Consider the following 16,508-nt stretch of genomic DNA (forward strand, 5'->3'; position numbering starts at 1 on the left):
CTTGCGTTGATACCGTAGTCGTCATTGCGAGGAGCGTAGAGATGTGGCAATCTAGAAAAATAATTAAAACAATTCTGATTTACAGAATTTTTACTGGATTGCTTCGTCGAATTACTGCGTAATTCTTCTCGCAATGACTATACCCTATCTATGTTTTTCATTAACCACTTTCTTAGTTAATTTAACATTGATTTGAGAAGGAGAAACTTTAATATTTTGTTTGATGTTTTTTGTTTTTTCTTGAGATAGAAGACTTTCTTTATCATTTTGTAATGTTTTCATAAACTTATCTATATTGCTTTGTTCTAGTTTTATTGCATTATCATTATTCAAAATTAATCCTCCAATTTTTTCACCAAGTTCAGGTGCATATCTGACGGCAAAAATTGATGCCGGTACAACTATTATAGAAAAAGCTGCTCCTGCAGTCGCAACACTGATTGCTCCGACTAATAAAGCACAAACAGCACCGGCGATTTTTCCAGTTGCTTGTTTAAATATATTACTTTTTTGTGTAAATACTAAAGACATCTCTAATATTTTATTAAATTCTTTCTTTATATAGATGGTTGCTTCATCAATATTATTATATTTCTTCATTGCATACATTACAGAAGCCTTAAATAATTTTTTGTGAGACTCCGCATAATTTATTATTTTATCAAAATTCTTCTCTTTTAAAAGAGTTTTAAATATATTTTTAATTTTTTCTTTTTCGGTACTATTTATTTCATCTCCAAAATAAACTTCTACAAGATTTGCTGCTATTATATCTTGTGATTGCTCTAAAATATTATTCTTATTTTGCTCATTTTCGTCTTCAGAAGTAATCATTATTGCAAATAACTCTAATGCTACGGAAAAATTATCATCGTTAATAACCCGCATACCTAAATAATTTTTGAGTCTAGAAATACATTTATTAATATATTTTTCAGCCTCTGGTTTAGAATTAAGCCTTAGCGTATAATCTATAGCAAGCATATTTGCAATAGTAGAGCAAGTAGATTTCATAAGATTATTGACAAAATTATTAACAATATCTTTTTTAAATAAATTAGTATTTACGTTATTAAGTACTATTGCATTATTCATTTTGGTAATTTATTTTGAGGCTAATTCTCTGATATATAATATCAATTTAGCATAAATAAGATTAGGAGCATGATTTACTGAAAGTTTATATATATTCTTAGGTGTTAATACTTCTTCATTACGTACTCGTACAAAAGATATAAGAGTATTAGGAGGCATATAAGAATAAATTTCAGAAAATATTTTTAGAAAAGTCAAAAAATCTGCACATGCATATTTTATATTTATGCTATAATTATTTACATAAATCGATTCACCTTCTTCTTCAATCGCCTGAACATTATTTTTAAAAAATACTGAATTTATAAATACATCTATAGGTTCTACTAAATCATATTTATTGCTTAAGCTTTTTATTTTAGGAATTAGTTCTTGATAATTTAAGTAACTCACACTACTTGGCACGCTTAAATCTACATATTTTTTGTACGATTCTAATATTTCTTCTTTAGAGTTAATGACAGAATAAAGCTTTAAAACTTCCTCTGTTAGATTTTCTTGTAAAACTTGTTTATCAAGAATAGATTTACTGTATTCTTGCTGGAAAATTTTTATTATCCAAATAGTTAAGGAAATAAAGAAGAAATATATAATAAATTGAAAAAATATAAGATTCTTTAAATACATAATATATTTTTCAAACATTATTTTTACCTTGGGTTATTAGTGCCGTTGCATGGTTTATGTCATTCCCGCCTACGTGGGAATGACATGGAATATTACGTTTTATTATCAACTATATTAACCGATAAAGGAATTACTACCTTACCGAATATATCAAGTATTTTATCCTTATATATAACATAATCTATCTGCAAATTAGATAATTTATTTTTTACGTTTGTCATATGATCATCTAGCATCTTTAGAGATTCATATACCGATAGATTATTAGTATGATATTTAAGTATTAACTTGATTATTAATTGTCTCTTAGAAACTAACAAAATATTATCTATATTTGTTAATTCCCATTTAATTTCTTCTAATTTAAAAGCCGGATTTAAAGTAATTATTAGCCTTTTAAGTAAATCAAACGGCAGTGGTACCGGTGCTTCTAGTAATTTTTCTATTACATATAAATCAGCTAGGCTAGTAGTATTTTTAATATAAGGATATTTATATTTGATCTCATCATATTCTTGATTTGTTGCATAATATTTTTCATTAATAGAGTTTATGTCTTTGTAATTTTGTTTTGTATTATATTTGATAATACCAACCACTAATATTAATATTATAAGTAATGCACTATATAATTTAAATGTCAGATCCTTTATAGTAACTAGTTTTTTTATTGATTTTAAATTATTATTATAAGCGGGAAAACTCTTATATTCTAGAAACAGTCTACTAATATTCGTATCTATAAATCTTTCTTTTTCTAGAGTTTGCTTATTTAGTATATTATCAACCGGTATAAAGATTACAGGGCGTTCTTCAAAGTTTGTTGATTCTAATAAAGATTTTAACTCTTCATCTACTATAAGAATTATACAGACTCTTTGGTCAAGATTACTTATATAGTTTTTAAATAATATCAAACAATCATTAATTTCTTGTTCTATAATACCTTGAACATAGCCGATTGTTTTATCAAATGGATACTCAAGATTTCTAATTGTTATTATATTATTTTTATGTTTGATAATAAATTTTATACCGCTAGCTTGTGATGCATATACACAAATTTGAAAATAATCGTTATATTTATCATTTTCTATATTCTGCACTATTTTATTTATAATAACTTTTAGCTCTAACGTTAAAAAGTAAATTCCTTTTAAATCAAGAGATCTTTTATCTATAATGCATGAAATTATATCACTTAAAGGTGTTTCAAATGGACACGACATAATTAAAGTCGACCAAATTTCACTTGGGGTAGTAGTAATTTCGTAAACACAATGTGCTATAATGTCTTCTTTATTAAAATAACCTTCAATAAATTGTTCAATAGGATCAAGTTTAACTATTGACTGTAATATAGGTATTTGATCGTGCCGTGTTTTACATTCACTGCCGTCAAGTAAAAAATAAATATCGCTTTTTGGAAATTTACTAAAAAAGTTTTTATAAGGATTTAAGTCTATCTGTTCCCGAGTAGGGATAAATAATTTATCTAATAATTTATTATCGAGAAAAGTACTAAGAAATACACCTTTATTACCTAGTAACACCACAATCTTTTTTCTTTTGAAAGAAAATATTTTTAATTTTGTAGCAAATTGAACAAAATGTAATTTGATCGAATCAAAAATATTTTTCATAAATAAATTTATTTTAATCATAATTCAGTGTATTTTACTATACTGGACGTCATTTCTGCGTGGATACCTGAACCGTCATTGCGAACGACTAAAAGGAGCGTGGCAATCTCAGGACTTTGGCACGAGATTGCGTACGTACAATTACTACGTAATTTTCCTCGCCATGACGAAAAATGATCCTCTCCGGAATGACATAACATTAAATAATATATCTTACCATGACTAAATTTACCACTGAAGAAGTTAGAAGTAAATTTATAACTTACTTTAAAGCAAATAATCATACACATGTACCGGCCAGCTCGTTAATTCCACACAATGACCCTAGCTTAATGTTTGTTAATTCCGGAATGGTACAATTTAAAAATGTTTTTACCGGACAAGGAAAAAGACCTTATAACAAAGCGGTAACTAGTCAAAAGTCTCTTAGAGCCGGCGGCAAGCATAATGACCTTGAGAATGTCGGTTATACGGCAAGACATCATACCTTTTTTGAAATGCTAGGTAATTTTTCATTCGGTGACTATTTTAAAGAACAAGCCATATATTACGCTTGGAATTTATTGACTAAAGAATTTGAACTCCCAAAAGACAAGCTTTATGCAACAATTTATCATACTGATGACGAAGCAGCTGCTTATTGGAAAAAAATAGCAGGTTTTGGGGATGATCGCATCATAAAGATCAAAACAAACGATAATTTTTGGTCAATGGGTGATACTGGCCCTTGCGGTCCTTGTTCCGAAATTTTTTACGACCACGGTGAACAAATATATGGCGGACTTCCTGGTACTAAAGATGAAGACGGTGATAGATTTATCGAGATTTGGAATATGGTATTTATGCAATATGAACAAATCGATAAAGATACTAGCATAGAATTATCGCAAAAATCTATCGATACCGGTATGGGTCTTGAGCGTATGACGGCAGTATTACAGCATGTTAACAACAATTATGATATAGATTTATTTCAGGAAATAATTAATTTTACCGAAAATATAGTAAAAGTGAAAGCAGAGGGAGAAGCTAAATTTTCTTACCGAGTTATTGCCGACCACTTACGAGCAAGTAGCTTTTTAATAGCTGACGGCGTTATTCCTTCAAATGAGGGGCGTGGTTACGTACTTCGCCGCATTATGCGAAGATCCATGAGGCATGCTCATATGCTTGGGTCAAAAGAACCTTTAATGTATAAATTACTGCCAAAACTTGTTGATTTAATGGGGAATGTTTATCCTGAACTTAAAAGAGCAGAAAGCTTTATAAGCAGTATCTTAGAACAAGAAGAAATTAGATTTAAAGCCACATTAGAACGTGGTCTCAAACTTCTTACCGAAGAAACAGAAACGCTAACAAAAGGTAATAAATTATCAGGAGAAGTAGCATTTAAACTATACGATACTTACGGATTTCCGCTTGATTTAACCGAAGATATTCTAAAAAACCGTGATATTGCCGTTGATCACAAAGGGTTTGAAGGACAAATGCTTATGCAAAAAGAACGTGCTAGAAAATCTTGGCTTGGCTCCGGTGAATCAAAAACCAATCAGTTGTGGTTTGATATCAAAGAGCAACATGGTAGCACGGAGTTTTTAGGATATACACTTAATGAAGCAAAATGTAAAATAATTGCATTAATCAAAAATAATAATTTAGTTAATGATATAAAAGAAATAGATACACAATTCCTACTAATCAGCAACCAAACTCCTTTCTACGGTGAATCAGGCGGTCAAATAGGTGACATCGGAACGATATCTGCAAAAGATTCTGAAGTAGAAGTAATAGATACTTTAAAATATTTAGGTTCTATTATAGTCCACAAATGTATTTTGAAAAAGGGGCAGATTAACGTAGGCGAGAATGCTAATTTTAGTATAGACATAAGATATAGGCAAAATTTAAGAATTCATCATTCGGCAACGCATATATTACATGCAGTACTGCATGAGGTACTTGGGAAACATGTTACTCAAAAAGGTTCGTTAGTCGCTCCGACTTATTTACGCTTTGATATTAGCCATTCTAAAGCTGTGACTAATGAAGAAATCACTTTAATCGAAGATAAGGTAAATGAGATTATTAGAGATAATCATGAAGTAACTACTACATTAATGGCAACTGAAGATGCAATTAAACAAGGAGCTATGGCACTGTTTGGCGAGAAATACGACTCTGAAGTAAGAGTAGTTAAGATGGGTGAGACTTCTTTAGAATTATGCGGCGGTACGCATGTCAGACGTACCGGTGACATCGGTTGCTTTAAAATCACAAGCGAAAGTGCTATAGCAGCAGGTGTTCGTAGAATTGAAGCAGTTTGCGGTGAATTCGTAATTACATTAATGAGAGAAAAGGATAGTTTACTTAAATCGATAGAAAGCAGTTTCAAAACTAATAAAAATGAACTTATTACTAAGGTTAATAATATCTTAGAGCGTAACAAGGAAGTTGAGAAAGAGTTAGAAAAAACTCTTTTAGCTAGTTTAGATTTAAGTATAGAGCAAATTGAAAAGCAAGCTGCACAAATAACAGGAATAAAACTATTATATAAAAAAGTAGGAAATATAGACAATAAAATATTACGTCAAGCTGCCGAAAATTTAACAAAAAAAGTAGAAGATTTGATAATGGTATATATTGCCGAGGGAATTGGTAAATTATCTATTACGGTTGCGGTGAGTAAAGCTATAACAGACAAATACAATGCAGATATAATTGCAAAAAAACTTTCTTTATTCTTAGGTGGCAGCGGCGGAGGTGGACAAGCAAGCCTTGCTCAAGCCGGTGGAAATGATATAGGTAAGCTAACTAACATCCATGAAAAATTATACAGTTTATTGACAGTGTCGTAGTGTACTAATTTAGGACGTCATTACGAGTGTGCTTTGTAGATGGATACCCGGTTGTCATTGTGAGCAACCGTAGTACTTGTGTGGCAATTTCGTCAAATATCCTGAGATTACTTCGTAATTTCCTCGCAATGACAAGGTGGTATCCACATAACAATGCCTATGCAGGGAGGCATTGTAATGACAAAATTTATGGTTGTTAATACGCTGCTTTCACAAAATAAAGACCGGAGGCGGGAGCAGTAGGACCAGCGGCTTTTCTATCTTTGGCTTCTAAAACATCTTTAATTTGTTCTGCCTGCCAAATATTTTTACCAACAAGTACTAAACTGCCAACAATATTACGTACCATATGATGCAAAAATGACGGGGCTGAAAGATATAATTTTATTTCTTCGTCTTCTTTAATAATATTAAGTTCAGTTAAAGTTTTAATCGGTGATTTTGATTGACATGAGCTAGCCCTAAATGAAGTAAAATCATGTTTGCCTAATAGATAGGCGGCAGCTTGTTGCATAGCCGAAACATCTAAAGGTGAACTAATCCACCATGCTCTATTTAAATCAATTACCGATGGATAAGGTCTATTAATAATTCTATATATATAATAACGAGAGGTAGCCGAAAACCTAGCATGAAAATCATTGGGGGCTAATTCACAATTCCATACTCCTACGGCATAGGGTCTTGCAAAATAGTTGATAGCTGTAATAATTTTGTGAGGTTCTAAATATTTTGAAAGATCAAAATGTGCTACTTGACCTACAGCATGAACACCGGCATCTGTCCTTCCTGACCCAAACAATATCACCTGTTCACCGGAAAATTTATAAATCGCTTCTTCTAATATCTGCTGTACCGACATTACTCCTGCTTGTCTTTGCCAACCTGCAAGATCCGTGCCTAAATATTCAATGGTAATTTTATATCGATACATAATAGCCCACTGTCATCCCGTGGCTTGACCACGGGATCTTGTATCACAGCCCGTGTCCTGAGATCCCAAATCACGGGATGACAGTATAAGTATTATCATGCTTCTAGTAAATCCGATGGATTACCATCACCACGCTTTCCTCCGCTTCTAAAGCTATTAAGTTTTTTGGATCTAATAGGATGTTGTAACTTTCTTAAAGCTTTTGACTCGATTTGTCTTATACGTTCTCTAGTTACTTTAAATTGCTGCCCTACTTCTTCTAATGTATGGTCAGTATTCATACCTATACCGAAACGCATTCTAAGCACTCTTTCTTCACGAGGCGTAAGGGTGGCAAGTACTCTAGTGGTAACTTCTCGTAAATTTGACTGAATTGCTGCATCAATCGGTGCTACTGCATTCTTATCTTCGATAAAATCGCCTAATTGACCGCCGTCACTATCATCACCTACGGGATTCTCAAGACTTATAGGTTCTTTAGCTATTTTCATGACTTTACGCACTTTATCAAGCGGCATTGAAAGACGGTTAGCGATTTCCATTGCTGTTGGTTCGTATCCGAGTTCATTAAGCATTTGTCTTGAAGTACGTAGTATCTTATTAATTGTTTCAATCATATGCACAGGAATACGTATAGTCCTTGCTTGATCGGCAATAGCTCTTGTTATAGCTTGTCTAATCCACCACGTAGCATAGGTAGAGAATTTATAACCACGGCGATATTCAAATTTATCCACTGCTTTCATAAGTCCTATATTACCTTCTTGAATTAAATCTAAAAACTGCAATCCTCTATTAGCGTATTTTTTAGCAATAGATATAACTAAACGTAAATTCGCTTCTATCATATCTTTTTTTGCTTGTAGCGTTTGTCTCTCGCTTTTTTGTATAGTATTCACTAGTTTTTTAAAATCATTAACTAAAAGACCGGTTTTAGATTCTATAACCGATAATTCAGCAATCATTTGATCTATATAATCCGATTCTTTAGTCATTAACTCTTTCCAAGCGACTTTTTTATTTTTCAGCATTTTTTCTTTCCATGCTGCATTGATAACCGATCCTATATATTCATCAAGGAAATTTTGGCGAGTTACTCCATATTTTTCAGCAAGTTTTAAAAAAGCTGTTTCTTTATTAATTAAATCACGATTTATTCCATACATCTTACCTAAAATTTCTTCCGTTCTTTTAGAATTAAAATGTATTTCCGAAACTTCATTTATTAATAATTCCAAATTATTATATTTTTTGCTATTTTGTAAAACCTTCGGCTCAAAAGATTTCTCATAACATTTTTTAGCTTCAATGAGTAGCTCTTCGCAGATAAAAGCAATCTTTTTCATACGCTCTATAATATTAGGTAATATCTGCGTTTCTACTCTAGACATAGATAAGTGATTATCCTCATGCTCTTCTCCTTCGGTCTCACTACTATGTTCTTCATCATTTTCGGGTGTTTCGTCATGTAACATGTTAGCTTCTAAATCTATCAGATCACGTAGTAACATTTTTTCATTAACTAAATCTTCATACCATACTATAAAACAACGCATAGCAATAGGGCTTCTACATAAGGAAGCAGTCATTGTTTTATGTCCTTCCTCAATCCTTTTTGCTATTTCTACTTCATGTTCACGAGTTAAAAGATCGACTCCCCCCATATCCTTAAGATATAATCTTACAGGATCATCGGTAGTACCTATATTTTCTTCTTCTACCTCATCCTCAGGTTCATTATCAACATTGGTAGATAGCTTAAATTCTTCATCCATTCCGATATCAAGCTTAATTTCATCATCTTCATTAGATTCTAAAATATCTACTCCTGCATCGGAAAATTTTAATATAGCTTCCTCTAATTGTCTTATTGAAGGATTTTTATTAAGAGGAAGAGCGTTGTTTATATCATCATAAGTGACCGGTATCTTTTTAGATTTAGCTTTTTTAAGTAAACTATCTATTTTATCTAGATCATTGTCTATATTGCTATTGCTCATTAAATACCTATATGCTTTTTTCTTTTAAAAGAAGTTTGAAATAATTAAGTTATCGTGTGATTAATAAAAGATTCGTTTAAAACTTGCAGTTCATTTGCAATCTTCAGAATTTCTTTTTTATATAGTAAAACTTTTTCAAAGTCGTGATTGTCAGTACTGTTTATGGTAATAGCGTATTCTTGTTGTAAATTTATTAGATAATATTTCTTATGTAGCCACTGCCATAATAAATCCAGTCTGATATTATTTTTATTACATGAGATATCTAAAAACAAATTATCCGTCTTTGATAATAATAAAAAAATATCAAAAAAGCTAGTTTTTTCCACAATTGCAGTAATTTCACTTGCTTCTACGTTATTATCTATAATCTCGTTTAAATACCAATTACGGAATTCTTCAAGCGATTTATTATTAAAATTTAAATTTAAGATGAAATCTCTAATATCTTTTTCTTCAAGTATTATAGGAAATTTAACCAACAAAGCACAAAAAGCGTGTTCTAGTATTTCAAGCTCCGAATAGCCGTGACTTGAAATTATAGGAGCCAAATTTGAGTTTTTAGTTGTAGCTTTCTTCTGCTTTGTAACTAAATTTTGCCATATTTGATCTTTAAAAAACCTGTAATAACTTACTTTTAAATCACTATCCGATATTTTGCTGCAATAATTTTTTAAATTTTTCTCTAAATTAGCTTTTTCTTCCGCAGTTTTAAAACTCTTGCCGCTATACTCAATATGCCAAATCATTTCTGATAAGCTTATTCTTTTATCTATAAGCTTTGCAAAAAAATCAGCACCGTTTTTATTTACTGCATCGTCGGGATCAAGTCCGCTGGGTAACCTAATAAAAGAAATTTTCTTTTCACTATTAATAAGCGGTAATGCTAAGTTAATAGTTCTTATACTAGCTTTTATGCCTGCATTATCTCCGTCAAGACATAATATAATTTCATCGCCAGCACGCCATAATTTATGTAAGTGATTCTCAGTAACGCTAGTACCGAGACTCGCAACCGTTTCACTAAAACCTGCTTGATGTAGTGCTATAACATCAAAATAACCTTCTACTAAAATCGAATGATTTTTTTTATAGCTACTGCTTATCGCTTTATGCTCACCGTATAGAGTTTCACTTTTTTGAAATACTGTAGTTTCAGGTGAATTTAAGTATTTAGGCAGCCCCTCCCCTAGTACTCTACCGCCAAAGCCTACAATTTTATTGTAAATATTTCTAATTGGAATAGTAATACGGTTAGAAAATAAATTATATATTTCACCGTTTTCTCGCTTGCCGATTAGCCCTGCTTTACCAAGTTTTATAATATCTATATTTTTATCGTGAAAAAATTTTTCAAATTTATTATTCTTCGGGGCAAAACCTATTGAAAACTCTTTTACTGTTTCTTCGGTAATACCCCTTTCGTGTAGATAATGTAATATTTCAGGTGTTAATTGTGTCCTGAAAAACTTATTGGCGAGTTCTAAAATATTTAGAATTTCATCGGATTCTTCATAAAATTCTTTCTGTTTTGCAGTTAATTTCGGTATCTCTATACCGTAATCGATTGCAAGCTTTATAGCAGACTCATTATAAGATAAACCGCTAATATTAGAAGTAAATTTTATAACGTCACCGGCTGCTTTACAACCAAAACAATAGAAAAATCTCTTACTATTACTAACCGTAAAAGATGGGGTCTTTTCTTGATGGAAGGGACATAAACCTACATAGTTACCGGATTTTCTAGTTAAAGCTACTTTTTGCCGCACTACATCCGATATGTTAATACGGTTTCTTAAGAACTCATAAAATTCTGGTGCAACTCTCATTATATTACAATATGTAGGAAAGAATAGCTGTAGAAAGACAATAAGAAAGCGGTATAGACAAATTATCGTTAATTCTTAAATCTTTTGAATAAAATTCAGCTAATGTAGCCCCTATGCAGCTTATAATAATACTAATAAAACTTGTATTATATCCTAAATAGAAATACACTAATATACTTATAAAAATTGCAGAAGCTAAAAAGGTAATAGAACCGGCTATAGATTTACCGTTACCTAAGCTATTTCCTATTTTAACGCCGACAAGAGCCGCTAAACAATCTGAAATAATTAAAATCAACCACGAACAAATCACTAAATTTTTAGGGAAAAGAAGAGCAGTTAAGAAAAAACCGATCATCATAAAGCTAACGCCGCTTAAAGCAAAAGAACCGTTATTTTCTTCAAGCCTTATAACTTTTGAAAAAAATCTAGTTACAAATTCGCTAATTTTTGCATTATTATGACGTGATACATCTAAATATAATGTAATAGCCGTTATTATAAATAATAATAACGTAATAGCGGTTCTTGGAATAAATAAATAAAGCAGCGGAAATATTATAGCCAATAGGTGGAAAATTTTACGCTTTTTCTCAAAGTCAAAATCTTTAATTTCCATAAGATTACTAATTTGTTGCTATTGTTATATGAGAAATAATGCCAACATCATTGCAAACAGTATTCGATGTCATTCCTGCTTTCGCAGGCATGACATAACAGAATCCGCTTAGACAAGGACCACTTGCAATGACAATATTTAGGCAATGCCAAATAATTAAAAAGGCTTATTTGACAAATTTCACTATTACAAATATACTTGCTGAAATCTATATTATTGAAAATAGTATACTAAAATTACTAAATCTATACAATATAATTATGAATACAAAATTTCCTATCACTGCTAAAGGTTTTGAAAAATTAGAACACGAGCTTAAACATTTAAAACATGTAGAACGTAAAAAAATTAGTGCAGATATAGCAGAAGCACGAGAACACGGCGATTTATCCGAGAATGCGGAATATGAAGCGGCACGTGAGAAACAAGCATTTATAGAAGGGCGTATTAAAGAGCTTGAAGATATGACGGCAAGAGCGGAAATTATTGATATTGGTAAATTATCGGGAGATAACATAAAATTCGGGGCTACGGTTACTTTGATCGACGACGATACTGAAGAAGAAGTAACATATATTATTGTAGGAGAATATGAAGCCGATATAACTAGAAAAAGAGTTTCAATCGCTTCCCCTATAGCAAAAGCTTTGATTGGAAAATCGGTAGGTGATTTTGTAGAAGTTACAACACCGAAAGGATCTAAATCATACGAAGTAGTTACCGTTGAATATAAAGAACTAGAACTTTAATTTGATTTTTTTGTCACTATAAACGTTAACCGTATGGCTTGTTATGTCATTCCCGCCTACTTAGGAACGACATCGAGTAGGTTTTTCGATCCATGTAACAACCCCTGCTCCTTGCAATGACGATTTGGGTATCAACAACGCAGGTATGACATTATTAATTACTTCTTCTTAAACATCTCGAGCATTCTTTTTGTTACTATAAATCCGCCGAAGATATTTATAGAAGCAAGCAGCGTTGCAAAATACCCTAGTAGACCGGGAAACCCAAAAGCAGAGCTACTTGCAGCAATCATAGAACTAAGAACTATAATACCTGAAATAGCGTTAGTAATAGACATAAGCGGAGTATGGAGTGCAGGCGTTACTTTCCACACAACATAATAGCCCACAAAAGAAGCTAATACAAAAATAGTTATAGCAAATACTAGCGGATCTATAGTACTTGTGTTTGTTTGCCAACTAGTATCTATTACCAAATCTTTTAATTTATCTGATAATTCTTGGGTATTATGGGCAATTTCAGCAGCCTGTTTAGCCATCGTCGGTAATTGATTCATATATTTAATTTCTCACTCACAATTTTTCCGTCTTTAGTAATCAACATCTCACGTACTAACGCATCATCCATATTAAACTTACCGTCTTGCAATGCATAGGTTAGAAAATTATACAAATTCTTAGCATATAATTTTGAGCTGTCGGTAGCAATTTTAGTAGCAAGGTTTGATAAACCTATTATGGTAACTCCGTGCTTAGTAACGATCTTATCCGGTTCTGAATCTTCCACGTTCCCGCCTGTACTAGTCGCTATATCAACAATCACTGAGCCGCGCTTCATAGATTCTAGCATTTTTTCCGTAACAAGCAGAGGTGCTTTTTTTCCCGGAATTTGTGCAGTAGTAATCACTATATCATATCCTTTAATAATTTTTGCTAAAAACTCTTCTTGTTTAGCTTTATAAGCTTCCGAACTCTCGTAAGCATAGCCTGATTTATCTTGTAAATCCTCCTGTAATTCCGGTGAAACAAACTTAGCTCCTAAGCTTTCTACCTGCTCTTTGGTAGCAGCTCTTACATCATATCCTGCAACAATGCTACCAAGCCTTTTTGCCGTTGCAATAGCTTGAAGACCGGCAACACCGATACCAAGCACTAAAGTTTTACACGGTGAAATCGTCCCTGCTGCCGTCATCATCATAGGAAAAGCCCTTGTATAATGATAGCTTGCTTCAATTACCGCTCTATAGCCTACTAAGTTACTTTGAGAAGATAAAGCGTCCATATTTTGAGCTTTAGTAATTCTCGGCACAAACTCCATAGCAAAAGTCGTAAGGTTTTTTTTAGCTGCCGCTTTTATATATTCATGATTTAAATAAGGCGATAATAATCCTACAATAATTGCTCCTTTTTTTGCAAATTCAAGCTCACTATATTTATCCGTAACGGATGAAGGTTGCACCTTTAATATAATATCAGCATCAGAAATAATTTCGAGTGGTACCGAAGATATTTTAGCACCTAGAGCAACATATTCTTCATCAAGAAAACCGGCATGAAGCCCTATATCTTTTTCTACCATAACCGTATAGCCTTTTTTGACTAGCAATCCTGCTACTTCAGGAGTTATTACGGCTCGTGTTTCATTCTTGGCTTTTTCTTTTAAAGCAACGATTTTCATAAATACTAATTATATTTTGCATTAACTGAATACATAAGGTATTTTAAACATAATTTAAAATATAAAACAACGAAAATGAAAAAAATATTTTTTCTAATCATTATTTATCTTTTTGTGAATTCAAGCTTAGCATTTGGGGCAGATGATAAAACAGCTATTTCGGAGCTAAAAACTTATCTACGTAAGATAAAATCGGTTGCGATAGATTTTACTCAAGAAGATTCGTACGGTAAAATAGTTAAAGGAAAATTACTGATCCATAAACCTTATAATTTTAGATGTAATTATTATCCTCCTTTCCCTTTAGTTATAATAGGTACTAAAAATTTCGTATCGATGTATGATTATGATATGGAGCAAGTAAGCCGTATTAATAGAAGCGAAAATACATTTAATTTTTTATTAGAAGATAATGAGCATTTTGACAAGGATTTTGTTTTTGAAGCGGTAATTAACGCAAGAAATATTTCTAAAATTACTATCTATCATACTCTAACAGAAAAACGTAGCGAAATTACTTTTAATAAAGCTACTCAACAAATTGAAGCATTAAAAATATTTGAAGATAATAATATAGTCACTATTACTTTTGATAAAATAGCTAAAGTACAAAAATTTTCCGATGATTTGTTTAAAATAAAAAACCCTGAAATATTCGGTCCTCCTAAAAGATTAACAAAATCGGAAATAGAAAAAAAATATATTGTTTCTTAAAAATAAACAGGTTATGTTAATTATGCTAGTAGTGGGCATTGTACCTGTTTAGTCGGTCAGGTCTGAAAGGAAGCAGCCAGAGTGGGATTCGATGGGTCATTACTAGCATTATTCTAATTTTGATGTCATTAAGGCGGCTCGTTTTATGTCATTCCCGCGAAAGCAGGAATTCTCAGTAAAACATATACAAAATAAATTTTTTATAAAGTCTTATAACTATCGTGCTAGATATAAATTCATCAAATCAATATATTCCTTTTGCAAGGAAATATCGTCCTAGTAACTTTGCCGAGCTTCAGGGGCAAGAGGTATTAGTTAAAGTTTTAAGCTATACTATTTTAAACGATAGGCTCGCCGGAGGCTATCTTTTAACAGGTATTAGAGGAGTCGGTAAAACTACTTCCGCCCGAATTATTGCTAAAGCTGTCAACTGTTCTGCTTTAATTACCGAAAATACGACTATTAAAACATGCGAGCAATGTACGAATTGCATCAGCTTTAATAATCATAATCACCCTGATATAATCGAAATTGATGCGGCAAGTAAAACTAGCGTAGATGACATACGTAGAATTATAGAATCCGCCGAATATAAGCCCCTACAAGGTAAGCATAAAATCTTCATTATTGATGAGGTGCATATGCTCTCTAAAGGGGCATTTAATGCACTTCTTAAGACACTGGAAGAACCACCACCTCATATAATATTTATCTTTGCAACGACGGAAGTACAAAAGATACCTGCAACTATTATCTCAAGATGTCAACGTTATGATTTAAGGCGGTTGAGTTTTGAAGAGATTTTTAAGCTACTTGAATATATAACTAAGCAAGAAAATTTAAAAACCGATATAGAAGCACTAAGAATTATAGCTTACAAATCGGAAGGGTCGGCACGTGATGCAGTCTCTATTTTAGATCAAGCAGCTAGTATGTCGGTAAAATCTGACAATATAATTAGTCCTCAAGTAATTAATCAAATGCTTGGGCTTGTCGATAGTTCGGTTATAATAGAATTTGTCGAATATATTGTCCACAGAGAGACGGAAAAAGCTATAAATTTAATAAATAAACTTTACGGTTCTTCGGTTAATCTTGAGATTTTTATAGAATCGGCATCAGATTTTATTGCTTATCTTAATAAAGTAAAAATGTTACCTAATTATAGTTTGCCTATATATGAATCATTTAATGATAGAACTAAAAACATATTAGATAAAACCAGCTTGCCACACTTATCAATCTTATGGCAAATATATAATAAGGGAGTAGGGGAAATAAAAATTTCCTATAACCAACTAACAGAAACGGAAATGTTAGTTATAAAATCTATATATTCGACGTCGCTACCCTTGCTTACAGATTTTGACGGTAATAATCAAAATTTAAATCAATCAATTAATCCGGAAATAAAAAAAAATTTTGAAATTGTAGATTTTCTTGAATATTTATATAAAAATAATGAGATAGATATATATTATTTCCTGCTCAATCATACGGAACTTAAAAATCTCAGTAATAATAGATTAGAGTTCGTAAGTCTTAAAGTTACAAGCAAAATAAAAAGACAAATAGACGATTTGTTAGCTGCTTTTACTAATGAAAAGTTTGAGATAATAATAATAAAAGAGCAGAACAAGCAAACCTTAAAGAATCAGTTAATTGGTAAGATTGAAGCAAGTAACGATTTTGGTTTAATTAAAAAACATTTCCCAAATATAACAATTTCGGATATTTTACTTAAAAGCTAAAAATATATAGG

The 16,508-nt window shown here is 31.7% G+C and carries 13 protein-coding genes and 1 other RNA gene; 5 read left to right on the plus strand and 9 right to left on the minus strand.

What is annotated here, in order from left to right; translation table 11 throughout:
* Positions 1-144: 144 nt before the first annotated feature.
* The 3 genes from RSA_RS06545 to RSA_RS06555 all read right to left on the minus strand — a co-directional run bounded on the left by RSA_RS06545 (position 145) and on the right by RSA_RS06555 (position 3,386).
* On the minus strand, positions 145-1,095 hold the full coding sequence (locus RSA_RS06545; protein ID WP_014365082.1) for an RP853 family protein: 951 nt from the start codon (positions 1,093-1,095) through the stop codon (positions 145-147).
* A 9-nt stretch (positions 1,096-1,104) separates the two neighbouring features.
* Positions 1,105-1,740: a hypothetical protein gene (locus tag RSA_RS06550; protein WP_014365083.1), complete on the minus strand. Its 636-nt coding sequence runs from the start codon at positions 1,738-1,740 to the stop codon at positions 1,105-1,107.
* Between the two features lie 74 nt (positions 1,741-1,814).
* Positions 1,815-3,386 carry a hypothetical protein gene (locus tag RSA_RS06555; RefSeq protein WP_014365084.1) on the minus strand — a complete coding sequence of 524 codons (1,572 nt, stop codon included), beginning with the start codon at positions 3,384-3,386 and terminating at the stop codon, positions 1,815-1,817.
* Positions 3,387-3,583: 197 nt separating this feature from the next.
* On the opposite strand from RSA_RS06555, the gene alaS reads away from it, so the two are divergent.
* Positions 3,584-6,220 (plus strand): alanine--tRNA ligase, encoded by a 2,637-nt coding sequence (alaS, locus tag RSA_RS06560; protein ID WP_014365085.1) that lies wholly within the window; start codon positions 3,584-3,586, stop codon positions 6,218-6,220.
* A 196-nt stretch (positions 6,221-6,416) separates the two neighbouring features.
* Here alaS and truA read toward each other — a convergent pair whose 3' ends face one another.
* The 4 genes from truA to RSA_RS06580 all read right to left on the minus strand — a co-directional run bounded on the left by truA (position 6,417) and on the right by RSA_RS06580 (position 11,605).
* The gene (gene truA, locus RSA_RS06565) at positions 6,417-7,154 is read right to left on the minus strand and encodes a tRNA pseudouridine(38-40) synthase TruA (RefSeq protein ID WP_014365086.1); all 738 of its coding nucleotides are present in this window, start codon (positions 7,152-7,154) and stop codon (positions 6,417-6,419) included.
* Between the two features lie 95 nt (positions 7,155-7,249).
* Positions 7,250-9,154 (minus strand): RNA polymerase sigma factor RpoD, encoded by a 1,905-nt coding sequence (gene rpoD / locus RSA_RS06570; protein ID WP_014365087.1) that lies wholly within the window; start codon positions 9,152-9,154, stop codon positions 7,250-7,252.
* A gap of 44 nt (positions 9,155-9,198) precedes the next feature.
* Positions 9,199-10,986, minus strand: coding sequence for a DNA primase (gene dnaG / locus RSA_RS06575; RefSeq protein ID WP_014365088.1), 1,788 nt, complete (start codon positions 10,984-10,986; stop codon positions 9,199-9,201).
* 4 nt (positions 10,987-10,990) lie between these two features.
* Positions 10,991-11,605 carry a diacylglycerol/polyprenol kinase family protein gene (locus tag RSA_RS06580; RefSeq protein WP_012151434.1) on the minus strand — a complete coding sequence of 205 codons (615 nt, stop codon included), beginning with the start codon at positions 11,603-11,605 and terminating at the stop codon, positions 10,991-10,993.
* A gap of 260 nt (positions 11,606-11,865) precedes the next feature.
* On the opposite strand from RSA_RS06580, the gene greA reads away from it, so the two are divergent.
* Positions 11,866-12,354, plus strand: a complete 489-nt coding sequence (greA, locus tag RSA_RS06585) for a transcription elongation factor GreA (protein ID WP_004997127.1) — start codon at positions 11,866-11,868, stop codon at positions 12,352-12,354.
* A 158-nt stretch (positions 12,355-12,512) separates the two neighbouring features.
* Here greA and RSA_RS06590 read toward each other — a convergent pair whose 3' ends face one another.
* Both RSA_RS06590 and RSA_RS06595 read right to left on the minus strand, forming a co-directional pair.
* Entirely contained in the window at positions 12,513-12,911 is a 399-nt protein-coding gene (locus RSA_RS06590) for an NAD(P) transhydrogenase subunit alpha (RefSeq protein ID WP_010977888.1), read from the minus strand.
* On the minus strand, positions 12,908-14,032 hold the full coding sequence (locus RSA_RS06595) for an NAD(P) transhydrogenase subunit alpha (RefSeq protein ID WP_014365089.1): 1,125 nt from the start codon (positions 14,030-14,032) through the stop codon (positions 12,908-12,910). Before RSA_RS06595 ends, RSA_RS06590 begins: the two co-directional genes overlap by 4 nt.
* A gap of 75 nt (positions 14,033-14,107) precedes the next feature.
* Between RSA_RS06595 and RSA_RS06600 the strand changes: the two genes are divergently transcribed.
* From RSA_RS06600 to dnaX, 3 genes are all read left to right on the plus strand, one after another.
* Positions 14,108-14,746, plus strand: coding sequence for an outer-membrane lipoprotein carrier protein LolA (locus tag RSA_RS06600; RefSeq protein WP_012151436.1), 639 nt, complete (start codon positions 14,108-14,110; stop codon positions 14,744-14,746).
* A 20-nt stretch (positions 14,747-14,766) separates the two neighbouring features.
* Positions 14,767-14,860, plus strand: an RNA gene (ffs, locus tag RSA_RS08165) — signal recognition particle sRNA small type.
* Positions 14,861-14,967: 107 nt separating this feature from the next.
* Positions 14,968-16,497, plus strand: a complete 1,530-nt coding sequence (gene dnaX, locus RSA_RS06605; protein WP_014365090.1) for a DNA polymerase III subunit gamma/tau — start codon at positions 14,968-14,970, stop codon at positions 16,495-16,497.
* Positions 16,498-16,508 lie beyond the last annotated feature (11 nt).

Origin of the sequence: Rickettsia philipii str. 364D (genome assembly GCF_000283995.1) — a bacterium.
GTDB classification, from domain to species: domain Bacteria; phylum Pseudomonadota; class Alphaproteobacteria; order Rickettsiales; family Rickettsiaceae; genus Rickettsia; species Rickettsia rickettsii.